This window comes from Streptomyces sp. NPDC007863, assembly GCF_040633895.1.
Classification (GTDB): Bacteria; Actinomycetota; Actinomycetes; order Streptomycetales; family Streptomycetaceae; genus Streptomyces.
Window position 1 is genome coordinate 54,937 of sequence record NZ_JBEYEI010000020.1, and the last position, 15,730, is coordinate 70,666.

12 protein-coding genes are annotated in these 15,730 nt (G+C 72.0%); 3 read left to right on the forward strand and 9 right to left on the reverse strand.

Features of this window, described 5'->3' with window-relative positions:
• Positions 1-3: 3 nt before the first annotated feature.
• The 6 genes from ABZ621_RS28385 to ABZ621_RS28410 all read right to left on the reverse strand — a co-directional run bounded on the left by ABZ621_RS28385 (position 4) and on the right by ABZ621_RS28410 (position 8,065).
• Complete coding sequence (locus tag ABZ621_RS28385) at positions 4-528, reverse strand: MaoC family dehydratase (RefSeq protein ID WP_360609267.1); 525 nt, start codon at positions 526-528, stop codon at positions 4-6.
• A gap of 4 nt (positions 529-532) precedes the next feature.
• Positions 533-1,507, reverse strand: coding sequence for a CoA ester lyase (locus tag ABZ621_RS28390; protein WP_360609268.1), 975 nt, complete (start codon positions 1,505-1,507; stop codon positions 533-535).
• Positions 1,504-3,564 carry a protein meaA gene (locus ABZ621_RS28395; protein WP_360609269.1) on the reverse strand — a complete coding sequence of 687 codons (2,061 nt, stop codon included), beginning with the start codon at positions 3,562-3,564 and terminating at the stop codon, positions 1,504-1,506. The genes ABZ621_RS28390 and ABZ621_RS28395 overlap by 4 nt, the downstream gene beginning before the upstream one ends.
• A gap of 14 nt (positions 3,565-3,578) precedes the next feature.
• The gene (ccrA, locus tag ABZ621_RS28400) at positions 3,579-4,916 is read right to left on the reverse strand and encodes a crotonyl-CoA carboxylase/reductase (protein ID WP_360609270.1); all 1,338 of its coding nucleotides are present in this window, start codon (positions 4,914-4,916) and stop codon (positions 3,579-3,581) included.
• 421 nt (positions 4,917-5,337) lie between these two features.
• Complete coding sequence (locus ABZ621_RS28405; protein ID WP_360609271.1) at positions 5,338-6,183, reverse strand: TetR family transcriptional regulator; 846 nt, start codon at positions 6,181-6,183, stop codon at positions 5,338-5,340.
• Positions 6,184-6,283: 100 nt separating this feature from the next.
• A complete protein-coding gene (locus ABZ621_RS28410) occupies positions 6,284-8,065 on the reverse strand; it encodes a 3-hydroxybutyryl-CoA dehydrogenase (protein WP_360609272.1) in 1,782 nt (593 codons plus the stop codon).
• 340 nt (positions 8,066-8,405) lie between these two features.
• Between ABZ621_RS28410 and ABZ621_RS28415 the strand changes: the two genes are divergently transcribed.
• Positions 8,406-9,023 (forward strand): HEAT repeat domain-containing protein, encoded by a 618-nt coding sequence (locus ABZ621_RS28415; protein ID WP_360609273.1) that lies wholly within the window; start codon positions 8,406-8,408, stop codon positions 9,021-9,023.
• Between the two features lie 27 nt (positions 9,024-9,050).
• Here the strand turns inward: ABZ621_RS28415 and ABZ621_RS28420 are convergent, their stop codons facing one another.
• From ABZ621_RS28420 to ABZ621_RS28430, 3 genes are all read right to left on the reverse strand, one after another.
• Positions 9,051-9,494 (reverse strand): RidA family protein, encoded by a 444-nt coding sequence (locus ABZ621_RS28420; RefSeq protein ID WP_360609274.1) that lies wholly within the window; start codon positions 9,492-9,494, stop codon positions 9,051-9,053.
• An 81-nt stretch (positions 9,495-9,575) separates the two neighbouring features.
• On the reverse strand, positions 9,576-11,216 hold the full coding sequence (locus tag ABZ621_RS28425) for an alpha/beta hydrolase (protein ID WP_360609275.1): 1,641 nt from the start codon (positions 11,214-11,216) through the stop codon (positions 9,576-9,578).
• 112 nt (positions 11,217-11,328) lie between these two features.
• Entirely contained in the window at positions 11,329-12,357 is a 1,029-nt protein-coding gene (locus tag ABZ621_RS28430; RefSeq protein WP_360609276.1) for an Rv2578c family radical SAM protein, read from the reverse strand.
• Between the two features lie 171 nt (positions 12,358-12,528).
• On the opposite strand from ABZ621_RS28430, the gene ABZ621_RS28435 reads away from it, so the two are divergent.
• Positions 12,529-12,972 carry an SRPBCC family protein gene (locus ABZ621_RS28435; protein WP_360609277.1) on the forward strand — a complete coding sequence of 148 codons (444 nt, stop codon included), beginning with the start codon at positions 12,529-12,531 and terminating at the stop codon, positions 12,970-12,972.
• 287 nt (positions 12,973-13,259) lie between these two features.
• Positions 13,260-15,719, forward strand: coding sequence for an MFS transporter (locus ABZ621_RS28440; RefSeq protein WP_360609278.1), 2,460 nt, complete (start codon positions 13,260-13,262; stop codon positions 15,717-15,719).
• Positions 15,720-15,730: the final 11 nt, after the last annotated feature.

A 15,730-nucleotide genomic window follows, 5' to 3' on the forward strand; every position in this document is an offset into this window, starting at 1 on the left:
GGCTTACTTCTCCGACTTCTTGGAAGGCTCGATGAGCTCGGGGCGGCCGGGCTGCTCGCCGCCGCGCGCGTCGATGTACGCGGCGGTCGGGACCATCACCTTGCGGCGGAAGACGCAGACGAGGGTGCCGTCCTGCTTGTAGCCCTTGGTCTCGACGTAGACGATGCCGCGGTCCGTCTTGGACTTCGACGGGGTCTTGTCGAGGACCGTGGTCTCGCCGTAGATCGTGTCGCCGTGGAAGGTCGGCGCCACGTGCCGCAGCGACTCGATCTCCAGGTTGGCGATGGCCTTGCCGGAGACGTCCGGCACGGACATGCCGAGCAGCAGCGAGTAGATGTAGTTGCCGACCACCACGTTCCGCTTGAAGTCGGTCGTGTTCTCCGCGTAGTTCACGTCCATGTGCAGCGGGTGGTGGTTCATGGTGAGGAGGCAGAAGAGGTGGTCGTCGTACTCGGTGACCGTCTTCCCGGGCCAGTGCTTGTAGACCGCGCCGACCTCGAACTCCTCGTAGGTGCGTCCGAACTGCATGGGGTCAGGCCTCCGGGATCTCGAACTTGCTGGTGCGCTGCATGCCGGCGGCGCGGCCCTTGCCGGAGATGACCAGGGCCATCTTGCGGGAGGCCTCGTCGATCATCTCGTCGCCGAGCATCGCGGAGCCCTTCTTCCCGCCCGCCTCGGAGGTGTAGTAGTCGTACGCGTCGAGGATCAGCTCGGCGTGGTCGTAGTCCTCCTGCGAGGGCGAGAAGATCTCGTTCGCGGCGGCGACCTGGTCCGGGTGGAGCACCCACTTGCCGTCGAAGCCGAGGGCCGCGGCGCGCTGCGCGACCGCCTTGTAGCCCTCCTGGTTGCGGATCTGGAGGTACGGGCCGTCGATCGCCTGGAGGTTGTTGGCGCGGGCCGCCATCAGGATGCTCATCAGGATGTGGTGGTAGGCGTCCGCCGGGTAGCCGGGCGGCTGCTCGCCGACGACGAGCGACTTCATGTTGATGGAGGCCATGAAGTCGGCCGGGCCGAAGATGATCGTCTCGACGCGCTGGGAGGCCTGCGCGATCGCGTTGACGTTGGTCAGGCCCTGGGCGTTCTCGATCTGCGCCTCGATGCCGATCTTGCCGACCTCGAAGCCCATGGTCTTCTCGATCTGGGTGAGCAGCAGGTCGAGCGCGACGATCTGCTGGGCGTCCTGGACCTTCGGCAGCATGATGCAGTCGAGGTTCTGGCCGGCGCCCTCGACGACGGTGACGACGTCGCGGTACGTCCAGTGGGTCGTCCAGTCGTTGACGCGGACCACGCGGGTCTTGCCGGTCCAGTCGCCCTCGTTGAGGAACTTCACGATGGTGTGCCGGGCCTCGGGCTTGGCCAGCGGGGCGCAGGCGTCCTCCAGGTCGAGGAAGACCTGGTCGGCGGCGAGGCCCTGGGCCTTCTCCAGGAAGCGCGGGTTGGAGCCGGGCACCGCGAGACAGGAGCGGCGGGGGCGCAGCCGGTTCACAGGGGAAGCGGTGCTGGTCATGCGGGGACCTCCGTGCTTTCGAGGGGGCTGAGCTTGTTGGCTTTCCGGATCTCGTCGACGATACGGCCGATGATCTCGGTGATGCCGAAGTCCTTCGGCGTGAAGACGGCCGCGACGCCCGCGCGGCGCAGTTCCTCGCCGTCGGCGTTCGGGATGATCCCGCCGACGACGACCGGGATGTCGGCCGCGCCGGCCTCCCTGAGCCGGTCCAGCACGTCCGGGACGAGCTGGGCGTGCGAGCCGGAGAGGATCGACAGGCCGACGGCGTGCACGTCCTCCTCCAGGGCGGCGTCCACGATCTGCTCGGGGGTGAGCCGGATGCCCTGGTAGACCACCTCGAACCCGGCGTCGCGGGCCCGCACGGCGATCTGCTCGGCGCCGTTGGAGTGCCCGTCCAGGCCCGGCTTGCCGACCAGGAAGCGGAGCTTGCCGATGCCCAGGTCCTCGGCGGTGCGGTCGACCTTGCGGCGGACCTCGGCCAGCGGCGAGCCGTACTCGGCCGGCACGGCGACCGGGGCGGAGGAGACGCCGGTGGGGGCGCGGTACTCGCCGAAGACCTCGCGCAGCGCCCCGGCCCACTCGCCGGTGGTGACGCCGGCGCGGGCGCACTCCAGGGTGGCCTCCATGAGGTTCTCGGTGCCCCGGGCGGCCTCCTTGAGCTGGTCCAGGGCCTGCTGGGTGGTCGGGAAGACGAACGGGTCGCCGTTGCCCTGGCGGTCCGTGGACTCCTGCCGCTCGGCGCGCCAGCGGGTGACGGCCTCGACCACCCGGGCCTCGACGGCCGGGTCGACGGTCTGGATCGCCGTGTCGAGGTCCGCGGTGAGCGGGTTCGGCTCGGTCGACTGGAAGACGTTGACGCCGATGATCTTGTCCTGGCCGGACTCGATCCGGGCGCGCCGCTCGGCGTGCGAGGAGACCAGCTGGGCCTTGAGGTAGCCGGACTCGACGGCGGCCATCGCGCCGCCCATCTCCTGGATCCGGTCGATCTCGGCGAGGCACTCGGTGACGAGGGCGTCGACCTTGGCCTCGACGACGTGGGAGCCGGCGAAGATGTCCTCGTACTCCAGGAGGTCGGACTCGTGGGCGAGGACCTGCTGGATGCGCAGGGACCACTGCTGGTCCCAGGGCCGGGGGAGGCCCAGGGCCTCGTTCCAGGCCGGGAGCTGGACGGCGCGGGCGCGGGCGTCCTTGGAGAGGGTGACGGCCAGCATCTCCAGGACGATGCGCTGGACGTTGTTCTCCGGCTGGGCTTCGGTGAGGCCGAGCGAGTTGACCTGGACGCCGTAGCGGAAGCGCCGCTGCTTGGCGTCCTGGATGCCGTACCGCTCCAGCGTGATCTTGTCCCAGATGCGGCCGAAGGCGCGCATCTTGCACATCTCCTCGATGAAGCGGACGCCCGCGTTCACGAAGAAGGAGATGCGGGCGACGACCTCGCCGAACCGCTCCTCGGGCACCTGGCCCGAGGCGCGGACGGAGTCGAGGACCGCGATGGCGGTGGACATCGCGTACGAGATCTCCTGGACCGGAGTGGCCCCCGCCTCCTGCAGGTGGTAGCTGCAGATGTTGATCGGGTTCCACTTCGGGATGTTGTTGACCGTGTACGCGATCATGTCCGTCGTGAGGCGGAGCGAGGGGCCGGGCGGGAAGACGTGCGTCCCGCGCGACAGGTACTCCTTCACGATGTCGTTCTGGGTGGTGCCCTGGAGCTTGGTGACGTCCGCACCCTGCTCCTCGGCCGCCACCTGGTAGAGCGCCAGGAGCCACATCGCCGTGGCGTTGATGGTCATCGAGGTGTTCATCTGCTCCAGGGGGATGTCCTGGAACAGCCGGCGCATGTCACCGAGGTGCGAGACCGGGACACCGACCCGGCCGACCTCGCCGCGGGCGAGGACGTGGTCCGGGTCGTAGCCCGTCTGGGTCGGCAGGTCGAAGGCGACCGACAGACCGGTCTGCCCCTTGGCGAGGTTGCGCCGGTACAGCTCGTTGGAGGCCTCGGCGGTCGAGTGACCGGCGTAGGTCCGCATGAGCCACGGCCGGTCCTTCTGGCGCTCAGTCATGTACGGTCCCCGGCTCAGATGTTGCGGAAGCGGTTGATGGCGTCGATGTGCTTGGCCCGCAGCTCCTCGTCGCGGACGCCGAGGCCCTCCTGGGGCGCGAGCGCGAGGACGCCGACCTTGCCCTGGTGCAGGTTGCGGTGGACGTCGTACGCGGCCTGGCCGGTCTCCTCCAGGCTGTACGTCTTCGAGAGGGTGGGGTGGATCTTGCCCTTGGCGATCAGGCGGTTGGCCTCCCACGCCTCGCGGTAGTTGGCGAAGTGCGAGCCGATGATCCGCTTCAGCGACATCCACAGGTAGCGGTTGTCGTACTCGTGCATGTAGCCCGAGGTCGAGGCGCAGGTGGTGATGGTGCCGCCCTTGCGGGTGACGTACACGGAGGCGCCGAAGGTCTCGCGGCCGGGGTGCTCGAAGACGATGTCGATGTCCTCGCCGCCGGTGAACTCGCGGATCTTGGAGCCGAACCGCTTCCACTCGCGCGGGTCCTGGGTCCGCTCGTCCTTCCAGAACTTGTAGCCCTCGGCGTTGCGGTCGATGACCGCCTCGGCGCCCATGGCCCGGCAGATGTCGGCCTTCTCGGGGGAGGAGACGACACAGATCGGGTTGGCGCCGCCGGCCAGGGCGAACTGGGTGGCGTAGGAGCCGAGGCCGCCGGAGGCGCCCCAGATGAGGACGTTGTCGCCCTGCTTCATGCCGGCGCCGTTGCGGGAGACCAGCTGGCGGTAGGCGGTGGAGTTGACCAGGCCGGGGGCGGCGGCCTCCTCCCAGCTGAGGTGCTTCGGCTTCGGCATCAGCTGGTTGGACTTGACGAGCGCGATCTCGGCGAGGCCGCCGAAGTTGGTCTCGAAGCCCCAGATCCGCTGCTCGGGGTCGAGCATCGTGTCGTTGTGGCCGTCGGAGGACTCCAGCTCGACCGAGAGGCAGTGCGCGACGACCTCGTCGCCCGGGGTCCAGGCGTTGACGCCCGGGCCGGTGCGCAGCACGACGCCCGCGAGGTCGGAGCCGATGACGTGGTACGGCAGGTCGTGGCGCTTGGTGAGCTCCGAGAGGCGGCCGTAGCGCTCCAGGAAGCCGAAGGTGGAGACGGGCTCGAAGATCGAGGTCCAGACCGAGTTGTAGTTCACGGAGCTGGCCATGACGGCGACGAGCGCCTCGCCCGGGCCGAGCTCGGGGAGCGGCACCTGGTCGAGGTGGAGCGACTTGCGGGGGTCCTTGTCGCGGCTGGCGACTCCGGCGAACATCTCGGCCTCGTCCTTGTGGACGGTGACGGCCCGGTACGACTCGGGGAGCTTGATGTTCGCGAAGTCGGCGGACGTGGTGTCCGGCGACTGGATCGCGTCCAGGATTTCCTTCACGGTGTGCCTCCGGCGGAGAGCGTCCGGGGGGCCGGACGTCTGAGGGTTACGTCGGGGAGTGCTGCTGCTGTGGAGGTGTGCCGTCGGTTCGGCTCGGGTGGTGCTGTGGCGGCGCCCGGTGGGGCGCGAGGGTTGCCTGTGACGCAGGCGTCCGGGCGCACGGCCGTGAGGCTGTGGGGACAGCCGGAGCACGGGCTTTCCCGGTGCTCCGGATGCCCGGACGAGATCAACGTATGGCACGCCGTGTCACGTGACAAGGCACTGCGTGCCAACAATTTCTCTCAGATGCGAAAAGGTGCTCACGGATGAGCGATGATCGATCGAATGCGCCTCTGAGCTGCGGGAACGCAAAGAGGGCCGCCCCCGGGAAACCGGGGGCGGCCCTCCTGTCGGGCCTTCGAAGGTGCGGGAGAAGCGGGCCTCAGCCCTTCGTGAGTGCCTGCTGGATGGTCCGCATGACCTCGTCGAGCGGAGCGTCGGTACGCGCCACGGCGACCACCACGTCACCCGAGGCCGAGACCCGCGCCGCGGGCCCCTCCTGGGTGGCCTTGGCGGCCTGCGGGGCGGTGGAGGAGGAGGAGGGGGCCGGACGGCCCGCGCCTATGCCCGAGCCGAAGGTCTCCCGGACGATCGCGAAGGCGTGGTCCAGCTGCGACTCCACGTCCCCCTGGCCGCCGGCCCGCAGCCACCGCCGCAGCACGTGGTTGTGGGCGGTGACCACCGCCGAGGCCGCCACCTCGGCCAGCAGCGGGTCGTCGTTGCCGTCGTGGTGGTCCCGCTCGTCGAAGTGGCCGAGCAGATAGCGGGTGAAGAGCCGCTCGTAGCGGGCCACCGAGGCGATCTCGCGCTCCCGCAGCGTCGGCACCTCGCGGGTCAGCCGGTAGCGGGCCACGGAGATCGCGGGCGCGCCCGCGTACATCTTCATGACCTCCTTGATGCCCCGGCACACCGTGTCGAGCGGGTGCTCGTGCGGCGGCGCCGCGTTCAGCACCGCCTCCGCCCGGACCAGCGTGTCGTCGTGGTCCGGGAAGATCGCCTCCTCCTTGGACCGGAAGTGACGGAAGAAGGTCCGCCGGGCCACCCCGGCCGCCGCCGCGATCTCGTCGACCGTGGTGGCCTCGTACCCCTTCGTCGCGAAGAGCTCCATCGCGGCGGCCGCCAGCTCCCGCCGCATCTTCAGCCGCTGTGCGGCGGCACGGGTCCCCGCCGCGCTCTCCTGAGCGTCGGACGAAGAGGTGGCACGGGGTGTCTTCACGGCCTTGGGCATGACCCGAACGTACTGCATCGGTGCAGGAAGACGCGCCTGCGGGGGCGGACCGCCGGAGGGCTCCAGGAGCCCTCCCCACCCCCGTCGCGGCTCGACGGGCTCAGCGCCGGGCATATTCGCGGAAGCCGCGCCCCGTCTTACGGCCCAGGCAGCCGGCCGCCACCAGGTGCTCCAGGAGCGGCGCCGGGGCCAGGCCCGGGTCGCGGAACTCGCGGTGCAGCACCTTCTCGATCGCCAGCGAGACGTCCAGGCCGACCACGTCGAGCAGCTCGAACGGGCCCATCGGGTAGCCGCCGCCCAGCTTCATCGCGGTGTCGATGTCGTCCAGCGTCGCGTAGTGCTCCTGGACCATCTTGACCGCGTTGTTCAGGTACGGGAACAGCAGCGCGTTCACGATGAAGCCGGCCCGGTCGCCGCAGTCCACCCCGTGCTTGCGGATCTTCGCGGTGACCTCGCGGACGGTGGCGTGCACGTCGTCGGCGGTCAGGACCGTACGGACGATCTCGACCAGCTTCATCGCCGGCGCCGGGTTGAAGAAGTGCATGCCGATGACGTCCTGCGGGCGGCTCGTCGCCTTCGCGCAGGCCACGACCGGCAGCGAGGAGGTCGTGGTGGCGAGCACCGCGCCCGGCTTGCAGATCTTGTCGAGCCGGCCGAACAGCTCCTGCTTGATCGCCAGGTCCTCGGCGACCGCCTCGACCGCCAGGTCGACCTCGGCGAAGGCGTCGAGCGAACCGGCCGGGGCGATCCGGGCCAGCGTCTCCTCGCGGGCCTCCTCGGTCATCCGGCCCTTGGCCACCGAGCGGGCCAGCGACTTGGCGATGTACGCCTTGGCCGCGTCCGCCTTCTCCTGCGAGCGGGCGGCGAGGACGACGTCGTACCCGGCCTTGGCGAAGACCTCGGCGATGCCGGAGGCCATCGTGCCCGAGCCGGCCACGCCCACCGAGCGGACCTCGCGGCCCGTGCCGCCGGCGCCCTCGGCGGCCGGGGTCAGCGCGTCGGCGGCCTTCTCGGCCGAGCCCGGCGCCGCGTACGTGTAGAAGCCGCGGCCCGCCTTGCGGCCGGTGAGACCGGCCTCGGAGAGCTGCTTGAGGATCGGCGCGGGGGCGTGCAGCCGGTCGTGGGAGGCCTGGTACATGGCGTCCAGGACGGTACGGGCGGTGTCGATGCCCACCAGGTCGAGCAGCTCCAGCGGGCCCATCGGCAGGCCGCAGCCCAGCTTCATGGCGGCGTCGATGTCCTCGCGGGAGGCGTAGCGGGCCTCGTACATGGCCGCGGCCTGGTTGAGGTAGCCGAAGAGCAGCCCGTCCGCGATGAAGCCGGCCCGGTCGCCGACCGCCACCGGCTCCTTGCCGAGCTCCTCGGCGAGCCGGGTGACCGCCGCCACGGCCCGGGGGTCGGTCAGCACCGAGGAGACGACCTCGACCAGCTTCATCGCCTGGACCGGCGCGAAGAAGTGCAGACCGAGGACGCGCTCCGGGTGGGCGGAGTCGGCGGCCAGCCGGGTGACCGAGAGGGCGTTGGTGCCGGTGGCGATGACGGCGTCCGGCCGGACGATCCCGTCGAGCGCCCGGAAGACCTCCTGCTTGGTCTCGTACGTCTCCGGGACGACCTCGATGACGAGGTCGGCCGCGGCGGCGGCCTGGAGGTCCGAGTAGACCCGGAAGCGCGCGAGCGCGTCCTGCCGCTCGTCCTCGGTGATGCGCTCACGGGCCACGGCGCGGGCGGTGGACGCCTCCAGGGCGGCGACGGCGCGGGCGGCCGCGGACTCGCTGACGTCGATGCCGACGACCTCACGGCCGGCCCGGACGAGGACGTCGGCGATGCCGGTGCCCATGGTGCCGAGACCGACGACGGCGATGGTGGAGAGAGGGGTGTCCATCAGGGGACTCCTGGGAGGAAGAGTGACGACTGAAGGCGGTGCGCGCGCACGGAGAAAAAGGGGGCGCGGGAAATACCGGGGATACGGCCCCGGCGCACGCGGCGGCGAGGGCCTTGAGGGAAGGTCCTTGAGGGAAAGCAAGGAAGGGAGGACGCGGGCTCTGTCCCTGAGCCACGTCGAGAACTGCCGAACCGACCAGCGCTCGCCACGGCTGCGTCACCAGGCCGCGGCGAGAAGTGCGGGGGTTCCCCGCTCACTTGAGATTAACCGGCGGGTAACGAGCGCGCCAGTCCTGGGAAGTCGGGAAAATGTGATGTGGATCGCGGATAGCCTCGGATTCATGGAAATCGCCGAGGGAATCTCCGATGATCCCGAATTCTGCTCGATGATCGATCGATTGGGCGACGAGATCGAGAACGAAGAGGGAGCCCTTCCCCCCGCATTCGGAGAACTCGCCCGCACCACCGACCCCGAGGAACTCCACCGGCTCCTCACCGCGCCGGGACAGCCGCTCTGGGCCCGGGAGGTCGCCGCCTACCGGCTCGGCACGGCCGGCGACCCGCGCGCCTTCGAGGCCCTCGTCCTCCTCCTCAACCACCGGGACCCCGAGCGCTGCGTCACCGCCGCCCACGCCCTCGTCCGGCTCGGCGACCCGCGCACCGCCCGCGCCGCCGCCGCCCTCGCCACCAACGAACTCCGGGCCGCCTACGCCCTCCTGCCGGTCCGGCTCCTCGCCGACCTGCGCGCCCCGGAGTCCGTCCCCGCCCTCGTCACCGTCCTGGAGCGCCGCCTGGCGGCCGGCGACCCCCACTGGCGGGTCGGCCTCGCCTGTGTCGAGGGCCTCGGCACCCTCGGCGACCCGGCCGCCAGGGACGTCCTCGAAGCCGCCCTCCCGCACCCCCGCCTGGGCCGCGCCGCCGAACGCTCTCTGACCCTCCTCGGCGGCCCCGCGGTCTGACCGCCCGCCCGCCGGCCGCCGCCCGCGTCAGCGGACGAGCCGCAGCTCCGGCCGATCCTCCTCGGGGCGCTCCTCCGGCACCAGGGCGAAGGCCTCGACCTCCATCAGCAGCTCGGGCCGCACCAGCGCGCCCACCTGCACCGCCGAGCTCGCGGGCAGCGGCAGCCCGGCGAAGGCGGCGTCCCGGGCCTCCCGCACGGCCGGGAGGTGGGCCACGTCGGTGAGGAAGTACGTCAGCTTCACCACGTCCCCGAAGCCCGCGCCGGCGGCGGCCAGGCAGCGCTCCACGTTCGCGAAGACCTGCCGGGCCTGGGCGGCGGGATCCCCCGCGCCCACCAGGGCCCCCTCGCCGTCCAGCGCCAGCTGCCCGGATATCGCGACGAACCGGCCGGTCCCCCAGACGACGTGGCTGTACTGGGCGCTGGGCGCGAGGCCCTCGGGGGCGGGCACGTGGGTGAGGTGGCTGGTCATGCGGGCCATCCTCGCGCACGCCACTGACAACGCCCGCGCCCTCGCGGGGGCGCGGGCGTCACGAGTGACGAGAGCCACAGGTCAGCGCGCGTGTCCGAGCAGTCCGTGCAGGGTGGTCCCGGCGACCGTCCCGTCGCCGGCCGCGGCCCGCTCCCGCGTCTCCTTCCCGGTCTCCTTCTCCTTCTCCTTCTCCTTCTTCGGGGCCGGCGCGGGCTCGGGGGCCGGGAGCGCGGCGCAGACCGCGTCGACCTCGGACCCGCCCTCGGCGCGCGGCACGGTGCCGGTGGCGAGGTAGGTGCTCAGGTGCTCGTCGAGGCACTCGTTGCCGGCCAGGGTCACGCCGTGGTTCCCGCCGCCCTGCTCGACGACCAGGCTGGAGCCGTGCAGCATCCGGTGCAGGGCGAGCCCGCCCTCGTACGGGGTGGCGGCGTCGTCCGTGGCCTGGAGGACGAGGACCGGCGGCAGCCGGTCGTTGGTGACGTCCGGCGGGGTGAGCGGCTCGACGGGCCAGAACGCGCACGGCGCGTTGTACCAGGCGTTGTTCCAGGTGGAGAAGGGCGCCTTGGCGTGGACCTCCCAGTTGTCCTTCCGCCAGACGTTCCAGTCCTTGGGCCAGGCGGCGTCCCGGCACTGGACGGCCGCGTAGACGGAGTAGCCGTTGTCGGCGGCGGAGTCGGCCTCGCCGTACCGCTCGTAGGCGGCGACGAGCGGGGCGGGGTCCTGCTCGTTCACGTACGCGGAGAAGGCGCTCGCGAGCTTGGGCCAGTAGCCGTCGTAGTAGCCGCCGGGGAGGAAGGTGTCCTCCAGCTCGCCCGGGCCGACCTTGCCGCCGGCCGGCGCGTCGCGCAGCTCCTCGCGCATCCGGTACCAGGCGGCCTCGACCGCCGCCGGATCCTTGCCGAGCCCGTACGCCTCGTCGTGCTTCGCCACCCAGGCCATGAGGTCCTTGTGGCGGGTGTCGAAGGCGTAGTCCTGCGCGATGTTGTCCTCGTACCAGACGCCGTTGGGGTTGACCACGGAGTCCAGCGCCATCCGCCGCACCCGCTCCGGGTACAGCCGGGCGTAGACCGCTCCCAGGTAGGTGCCGTACGAGTAGCCGAGGTAGGTGATCCGTTCGGCGCCGAGCGCCGCGCGGATCAGGTCGAGGTCACGGGCGGTGGAGACGGTGTCGATGTGCGGGAGCACGTCGGCGTGCTTCTTGCCGCAGGCGGCGGCGAAGGCCTGGGCGCGCTCCAGGGCGGTCCGCTCGGCCTCCGTGCCGCGCGGCACCGAGTCGGGGCGCACCGGGTCGAAGTGGCCGGGCCGGCAGTCGAGCGCGGGCTCGCTCTCGCCGACGCCGCGCGGGTCGAAGCCGATGACGTCGTACTGGGCGGCGACCTTCGCGGGCAGCGAGGCGGCGACGTAGCCGGCCATGCCGCGGCCGCTGCCGCCCGGGCCGCCGGGGTTGACCAGGAGCGGGCCCTGGGAGGTCTTCGCGGTGTGCGGGATCCGGGTCAGCGCGAGCGTGATGCTCCGGCCGGCCGGGTCGTCGTGGTCGAGCGGCACCTTGAGGGTGCCGCACTGGAGCTTCGGGTACGCCTTGGTGCCGCAGTCGGTCCAGGCGAGCGGGGGGAGGGGGCGGGGGACCGGTTCACCGGTGCCCGCGGCGGACGCGGGCAGGACGGTGACCGTCCCGGCGACCAGTGCCCCAGCGGCGATCAGCATTCCTGCGCGGGTGGTCATGGAGCCTGGAGTGCCCCGCGGGGCGCGGGACACGACCTGTTGTGCCGTGGAACGACCCGAACGGAGGGTGCGCCGACGGCGTGTCAGGTGACCTCACGGCGTGTCGGCGGGCTCAGAGGAGGGTGAGCTGCTCCGGGCCCTGGGACGGTTCGGGGGAGGGGCGCGGGATCGGGCGCGGGGCGCCCCGATGGGCCGGTCCGATGCCGAACTCGGCGGCCAGCTCGTGGACCTGACGGGTGATCCGGCGCTGGTACCAGGTCGGCGCGTAGGCCCCGCCGGCGTACATCCGCTCGTACCGGGCGACCAGGTGGGGGGGGTGGTGGGCGAGCCAGCTCATGAACCACTCGCGGGCGCCGGGCCGCAGGTGGAGGACGAGCGGGGTGACGGAGACCGCGCCGGCCTCGGCGATCGCGCGGACGGTGGCGCGCAGCTGCTCGGGGGAGTCGCCGAGGAAGGGGACGACGGGGGCCATGAGGACCCCGCAGCCGATGCCGTGCTCGCCGAGGGTGCGGACCACGTCGAGGCGGCGGTGCGGCGCGGGGGTGCCGGGCTCGATCGTGCGCCACAGCTCCTCGTCGGTGAAGCCGACCGAGACGGAGACGCCGACCTCGGTGACCTCGGCGGCCTGGGTGAGCAGCTCCAGGTCGCGCAGGATCAGGGTGCCCTTGGTGAGGAGGGAGAAGGGGTTGGCCCGGTCGCGCAGCGCCGTGAGGATGCCGGGCATCAGGCGGTAGCGGCCCTCGGCCCGCTGGTAGCAGTCGACGTTGGTGCCCATGGCGATGTGGGCGCCCTGCCAGCGGCGGGAGGCGAGCTGTCGGGTGAGCAGCTCGGGGGCGTTGACCTTCACCACGATCTGGGAGTCGAAGCCGATGCCGGTGTCGAGGTCCAGGTAGCCGTGGGTCTTCCGGGCAAAACAGTAGACGCACGCGTGCGTGCAGCCGCGGTACGGGTTCACGGTCCACTCGAAGGGCATCCGGGAGGCGCCGGGGACGCGGTTGAGGATGGACCGGGCCCGGACCTCGTGGAAGGTGATGCCGCGGAACTCGGGCGTGTCGAAGGTCCGGGTGGTGACCGCGTCCGCGCCGAACAGGGCGGTGTCGGCGGGCGCGGACGGGGTGTCGCCCAGATGGTCCCAGCGCATGGACGCCCTCCTCGATCGATTTCGTTCGCACGTTCGACTCTCGTGGCGACCAGAATAGAACAACTGTTCTCTTGATCGTCGCAACCCGGATTTCGCCCCCCACGGGGCTCGTGGTTCGCTTGGCCCACACCCCGGAAACACCCCCGAGAACCATGAGCTGGAGGAATGGCGATGGCGCAGGTCGAGGCCACGACGGAACGGATCATCGCGGCGGACGCGGAGACCGTGTTCGACACGCTGGCCGACTACAGCGGCGCGCGCGCGAAGCTGCTGCCCGAGCAGTTCAGCGAGTACGAGGTGCGCGAGGGCGGCGACGGCGAGGGCACCCTCGTCCACTGGAAGCTCCAGGCCACCAGCAAGCGCGTCCGCGACTGCCTCCTGGAGGTCAGCGAGCCCACCGACGGGCAGCTCGTCGAGAAGGACCGCAACTCCTCCATGGTCACCACCTGGACCGTGACCCCGGCCGGCGAGGGCACGTCCCGCGCCGTCGTCAGCTCCGTCTGGAACGGCGCCGGCGGCATCGGCGGCTTCTTCGAGCGGACCTTCGCCCCCAAGGGCCTCGCCCGGATCTACGACGCGATCCTCGCGAACCTCGCGGCCGAGACCGAGAAGTAACGCCCGGGGCGTTCACCGATTCGAGTGGATTCCCCGCCGCCCCCGTACCGGCGCCCGAAGTGCCGCGGGGGCGCGGGGAGTTCCGCAAAGGCGCTGATGAGCGCCGCACGCACCCCTCCGCACCCCGCCGTACGCCCCCCGCGGGCCTCCGTACGGCCACCTCCCGTCCCCCGCGCCCGACTTGCTCCCGCTTCGCGCCCGATGCGAAGAATGACCCGTCCCCGAGGGCGCCTTCGCGCCGAGGCCGCTGCCGCGCCGGGGCGACGCCATGACGAGGGGAGCCGTACGTGGGTGCGATCACGCTGGTGAAGGACGCCGGGGGAGCCCCCGCGCTCCCCGAGGACGGCCCGCCCGGCGGACCCCCGCCGCCCGCCCCGGCCGAGACCCCGCTCGACCCCCGCCGCGTCCGGCTCGTCTTCCTCGGCCTGATGCTCGCGCTGCTCCTGGCCGCCCTGGAGCAGATGATCGTCGCCACCGCGCTGCCGAAGATCGTCGGCGAACTCCAGGGCCTGGACCGGATGTCCTGGGCGATCACCGCCTACCTGCTGACCTCCACCATCGGCCTGCCCGTCTACGGCAAGCTCGGCGACCTCCTCGGCCGCAAGAGCGTCTTCCTCTTCGCCATCGTCGTCTTCGTCATCGGCTCGGGACTCGCCGGCTGGTCCCGCAGCATGGACGAGCTCATCGCCTTCCGCGCCCTCCAGGGCGTCGGCGCCGGCGGCCTCATGATCGGCGTCCAGGCGATCATCGCCGACATCGTCCCGGCCCGCGAACGCGGCCGCTACATGGGCCTGATCGGCGCCGCCTTCGGCCTCGCCTCGGTCGCCGGACCGCTCCTCGGCGGCTTCTTCACCGACCACGTCTCCTGGCGCTGGTGCTTCTACTTCAACGTGCCCTTCGGGCTCGTCACCCTCGCCGTCGTCGCCGCCGTCCTCAAGCTGCCCAAGCCGAAGGCCCGCGCCCGCTTCGACGTCCTCGGCACCCTGCTCCTCGCCGCCGCCTCCACCTGCCTGGTCCTGTTGACCAGTTGGGGCGGGACGGAGTACGACTGGGACGACCGGGTCATCATCGCCCTGGGCTGCGGCGCCGCCGGAACGGTCCTGCTCTTCCTCGTCGTCGAGCACTTCGCGCCCGAACCCCTCATCCCGCTGCGGCTGTTCCGCGACTCCGTCTTCACCGTCACCGCCCTCGTCGGCGCCGTCGTCGGCATCGCCCTCTTCGGCGCCGCGAGTTACCTGCCGAGCTTCCTCCAGATGGTCGAGGGCGCCACCGCCACCGAGTCCGGGCTCCTGATGCTCCCGCTCATGGGCGGGATCGTCGTCGCCTCCGTCGTCTCGGGACAGCTCATCAGCCGCACCGGCCGCTACAAGATCTACCCGGTGCTCGGCTCCGCCCTCGCCGTCCTCGGCATGGCCCTGCTCTCCCGCATGGACATCGGCACCCCGCGCCTCACCCACAGCCTCTGGCAGGCGGTCCTCGGCACCGGCATCGGCCTGATCATGCCGGTGCTCATCCTCGCCGTGCAGAACAGCGTCCGGCCCGCCGACCTCGGCACCGCCACCAGCGCCCACAACTACTTCCGCCAGATCGGCGGCAGCGTCGGCGCCGCGATCTTCGGCACCGTCTTCGCCGCCCGCCTCGACTCCGCCCTCGCCGACCGGCTCGCGTCGGTCCGGGACTCCGGCGTCCAGGGCGCCGCCCTCCCGCCCGCCGAGGCGATCACCCCGCAGACCGTGCACGCGCTGCCGCCCGCCCTGCGCGACCTCTACGTCCAGGCGTACGCGGACGCCATGCCGCGGATCTTCCTCTACCTCGTGCCGGTCCTCGTGCTCGGCCTCGTCCTCGCCTTCTTCCTCAAGGAGCAACCGCTGGTGTCCCACCCCACCCCCGCCCCCGAGGCCACCGACGCCCCCTTCGACACCGGCCACGCCCAGGCCGTCCCGCACGCCCGCCACGCCGCCCCCGCCCCCGCCGCCCCGCCACCCCACACCGGGGTGCCCGTCTGCGGCACCGTCCAGCACCACGACGGCAGCCGCGTCCCGCGCGCCGCGCTCACCCTCATCGACGTCGGCGGCCGGCAGATCGGCCGCGGCGCGAGCGGCGAGGACGGCCGGTACGCGCTCAGCGTGCCCGGCGGCGGCTCGTACGTGCTCATCGCCGCGGCGGGCGGCCACCAGCCGCAGGCCGTCTCCGTGACCGTCGGCGACCGGCCGGTCGAACTCGACGTGGTCCTCGGCGGCGCCGGCCGCCTCGCGGGCAGCGTCCTCACCGCCGACGGCACCCCCGTCCGGGACGCCGCCGTCACCCTCACCGACGTACGCGGCGAGGTCGTCGCCTCCACCCGCAGCGGCCGCGAGGGCGGATACGTGATCACCGAGCTCGTCGCCGGCGAGTACACCCTCGCGGCCAGCGCCCCCGCCTTCCGGCCCGCCGCCGTCCCGGTCAGCGTCCAGTCCTCCCGCGAGACCCGCCAGGACATCGAGCTGGCGGGCGGGGCGGTCCTGCGGGGCACGGTCAGGGCCGGCGGCGGCAGGCCCGTCGAGGACGCCCGGGTGACCCTGCTCGACGCCGCCGGGAACGTCGTCGACACCCTCACCACCGGCCCCGACGGCACCTTCCGCTTCGTCGACCTGTCCTCGGGCGAGTACACCGTCATCGCCGCCGGCTACCCGCCCGTCGCCACCGTCCTCCAGGTGGCCGGCGGCGGCCGCACCGAACGCGACCTCCAGCTCGGCCACCAGGACTGAGCGACCCGGTG

Excerpts from the sequence above, each read along its gene's own strand:
- ABZ621_RS28385 (WP_360609267.1), bottom strand. The coding sequence starts at position 528 with ATGCAGTTCGGACGCACCTACGAGGAGTTCGAGGTCGGCGCGGTCTAC.
- ABZ621_RS28390 (WP_360609268.1), bottom strand. The coding sequence starts at position 1,507 with ATGACCAGCACCGCTTCCCCTGTGAACCGGCTGCGCCCCCGCCGCTCC.
- ABZ621_RS28395 (WP_360609269.1), bottom strand. The coding sequence starts at position 3,564 with ATGACTGAGCGCCAGAAGGACCGGCCGTGGCTCATGCGGACCTACGCC.
- ABZ621_RS28405 (WP_360609271.1), bottom strand. The coding sequence starts at position 6,183 with ATGCCCAAGGCCGTGAAGACACCCCGTGCCACCTCTTCGTCCGACGCT.
- ABZ621_RS28410 (WP_360609272.1), bottom strand. The coding sequence starts at position 8,065 with ATGGACACCCCTCTCTCCACCATCGCCGTCGTCGGTCTCGGCACCATG.
- ABZ621_RS28415 (WP_360609273.1), top strand. The coding sequence starts at position 8,406 with ATGGAAATCGCCGAGGGAATCTCCGATGATCCCGAATTCTGCTCGATG.
- ABZ621_RS28420 (WP_360609274.1), bottom strand. The coding sequence starts at position 9,494 with ATGACCAGCCACCTCACCCACGTGCCCGCCCCCGAGGGCCTCGCGCCC.
- ABZ621_RS28425 (WP_360609275.1), bottom strand. The coding sequence starts at position 11,216 with ATGACCACCCGCGCAGGAATGCTGATCGCCGCTGGGGCACTGGTCGCC.
- ABZ621_RS28430 (WP_360609276.1), bottom strand. The coding sequence starts at position 12,357 with ATGCGCTGGGACCATCTGGGCGACACCCCGTCCGCGCCCGCCGACACC.
- ABZ621_RS28435 (WP_360609277.1), top strand. The coding sequence starts at position 12,529 with ATGGCGCAGGTCGAGGCCACGACGGAACGGATCATCGCGGCGGACGCG.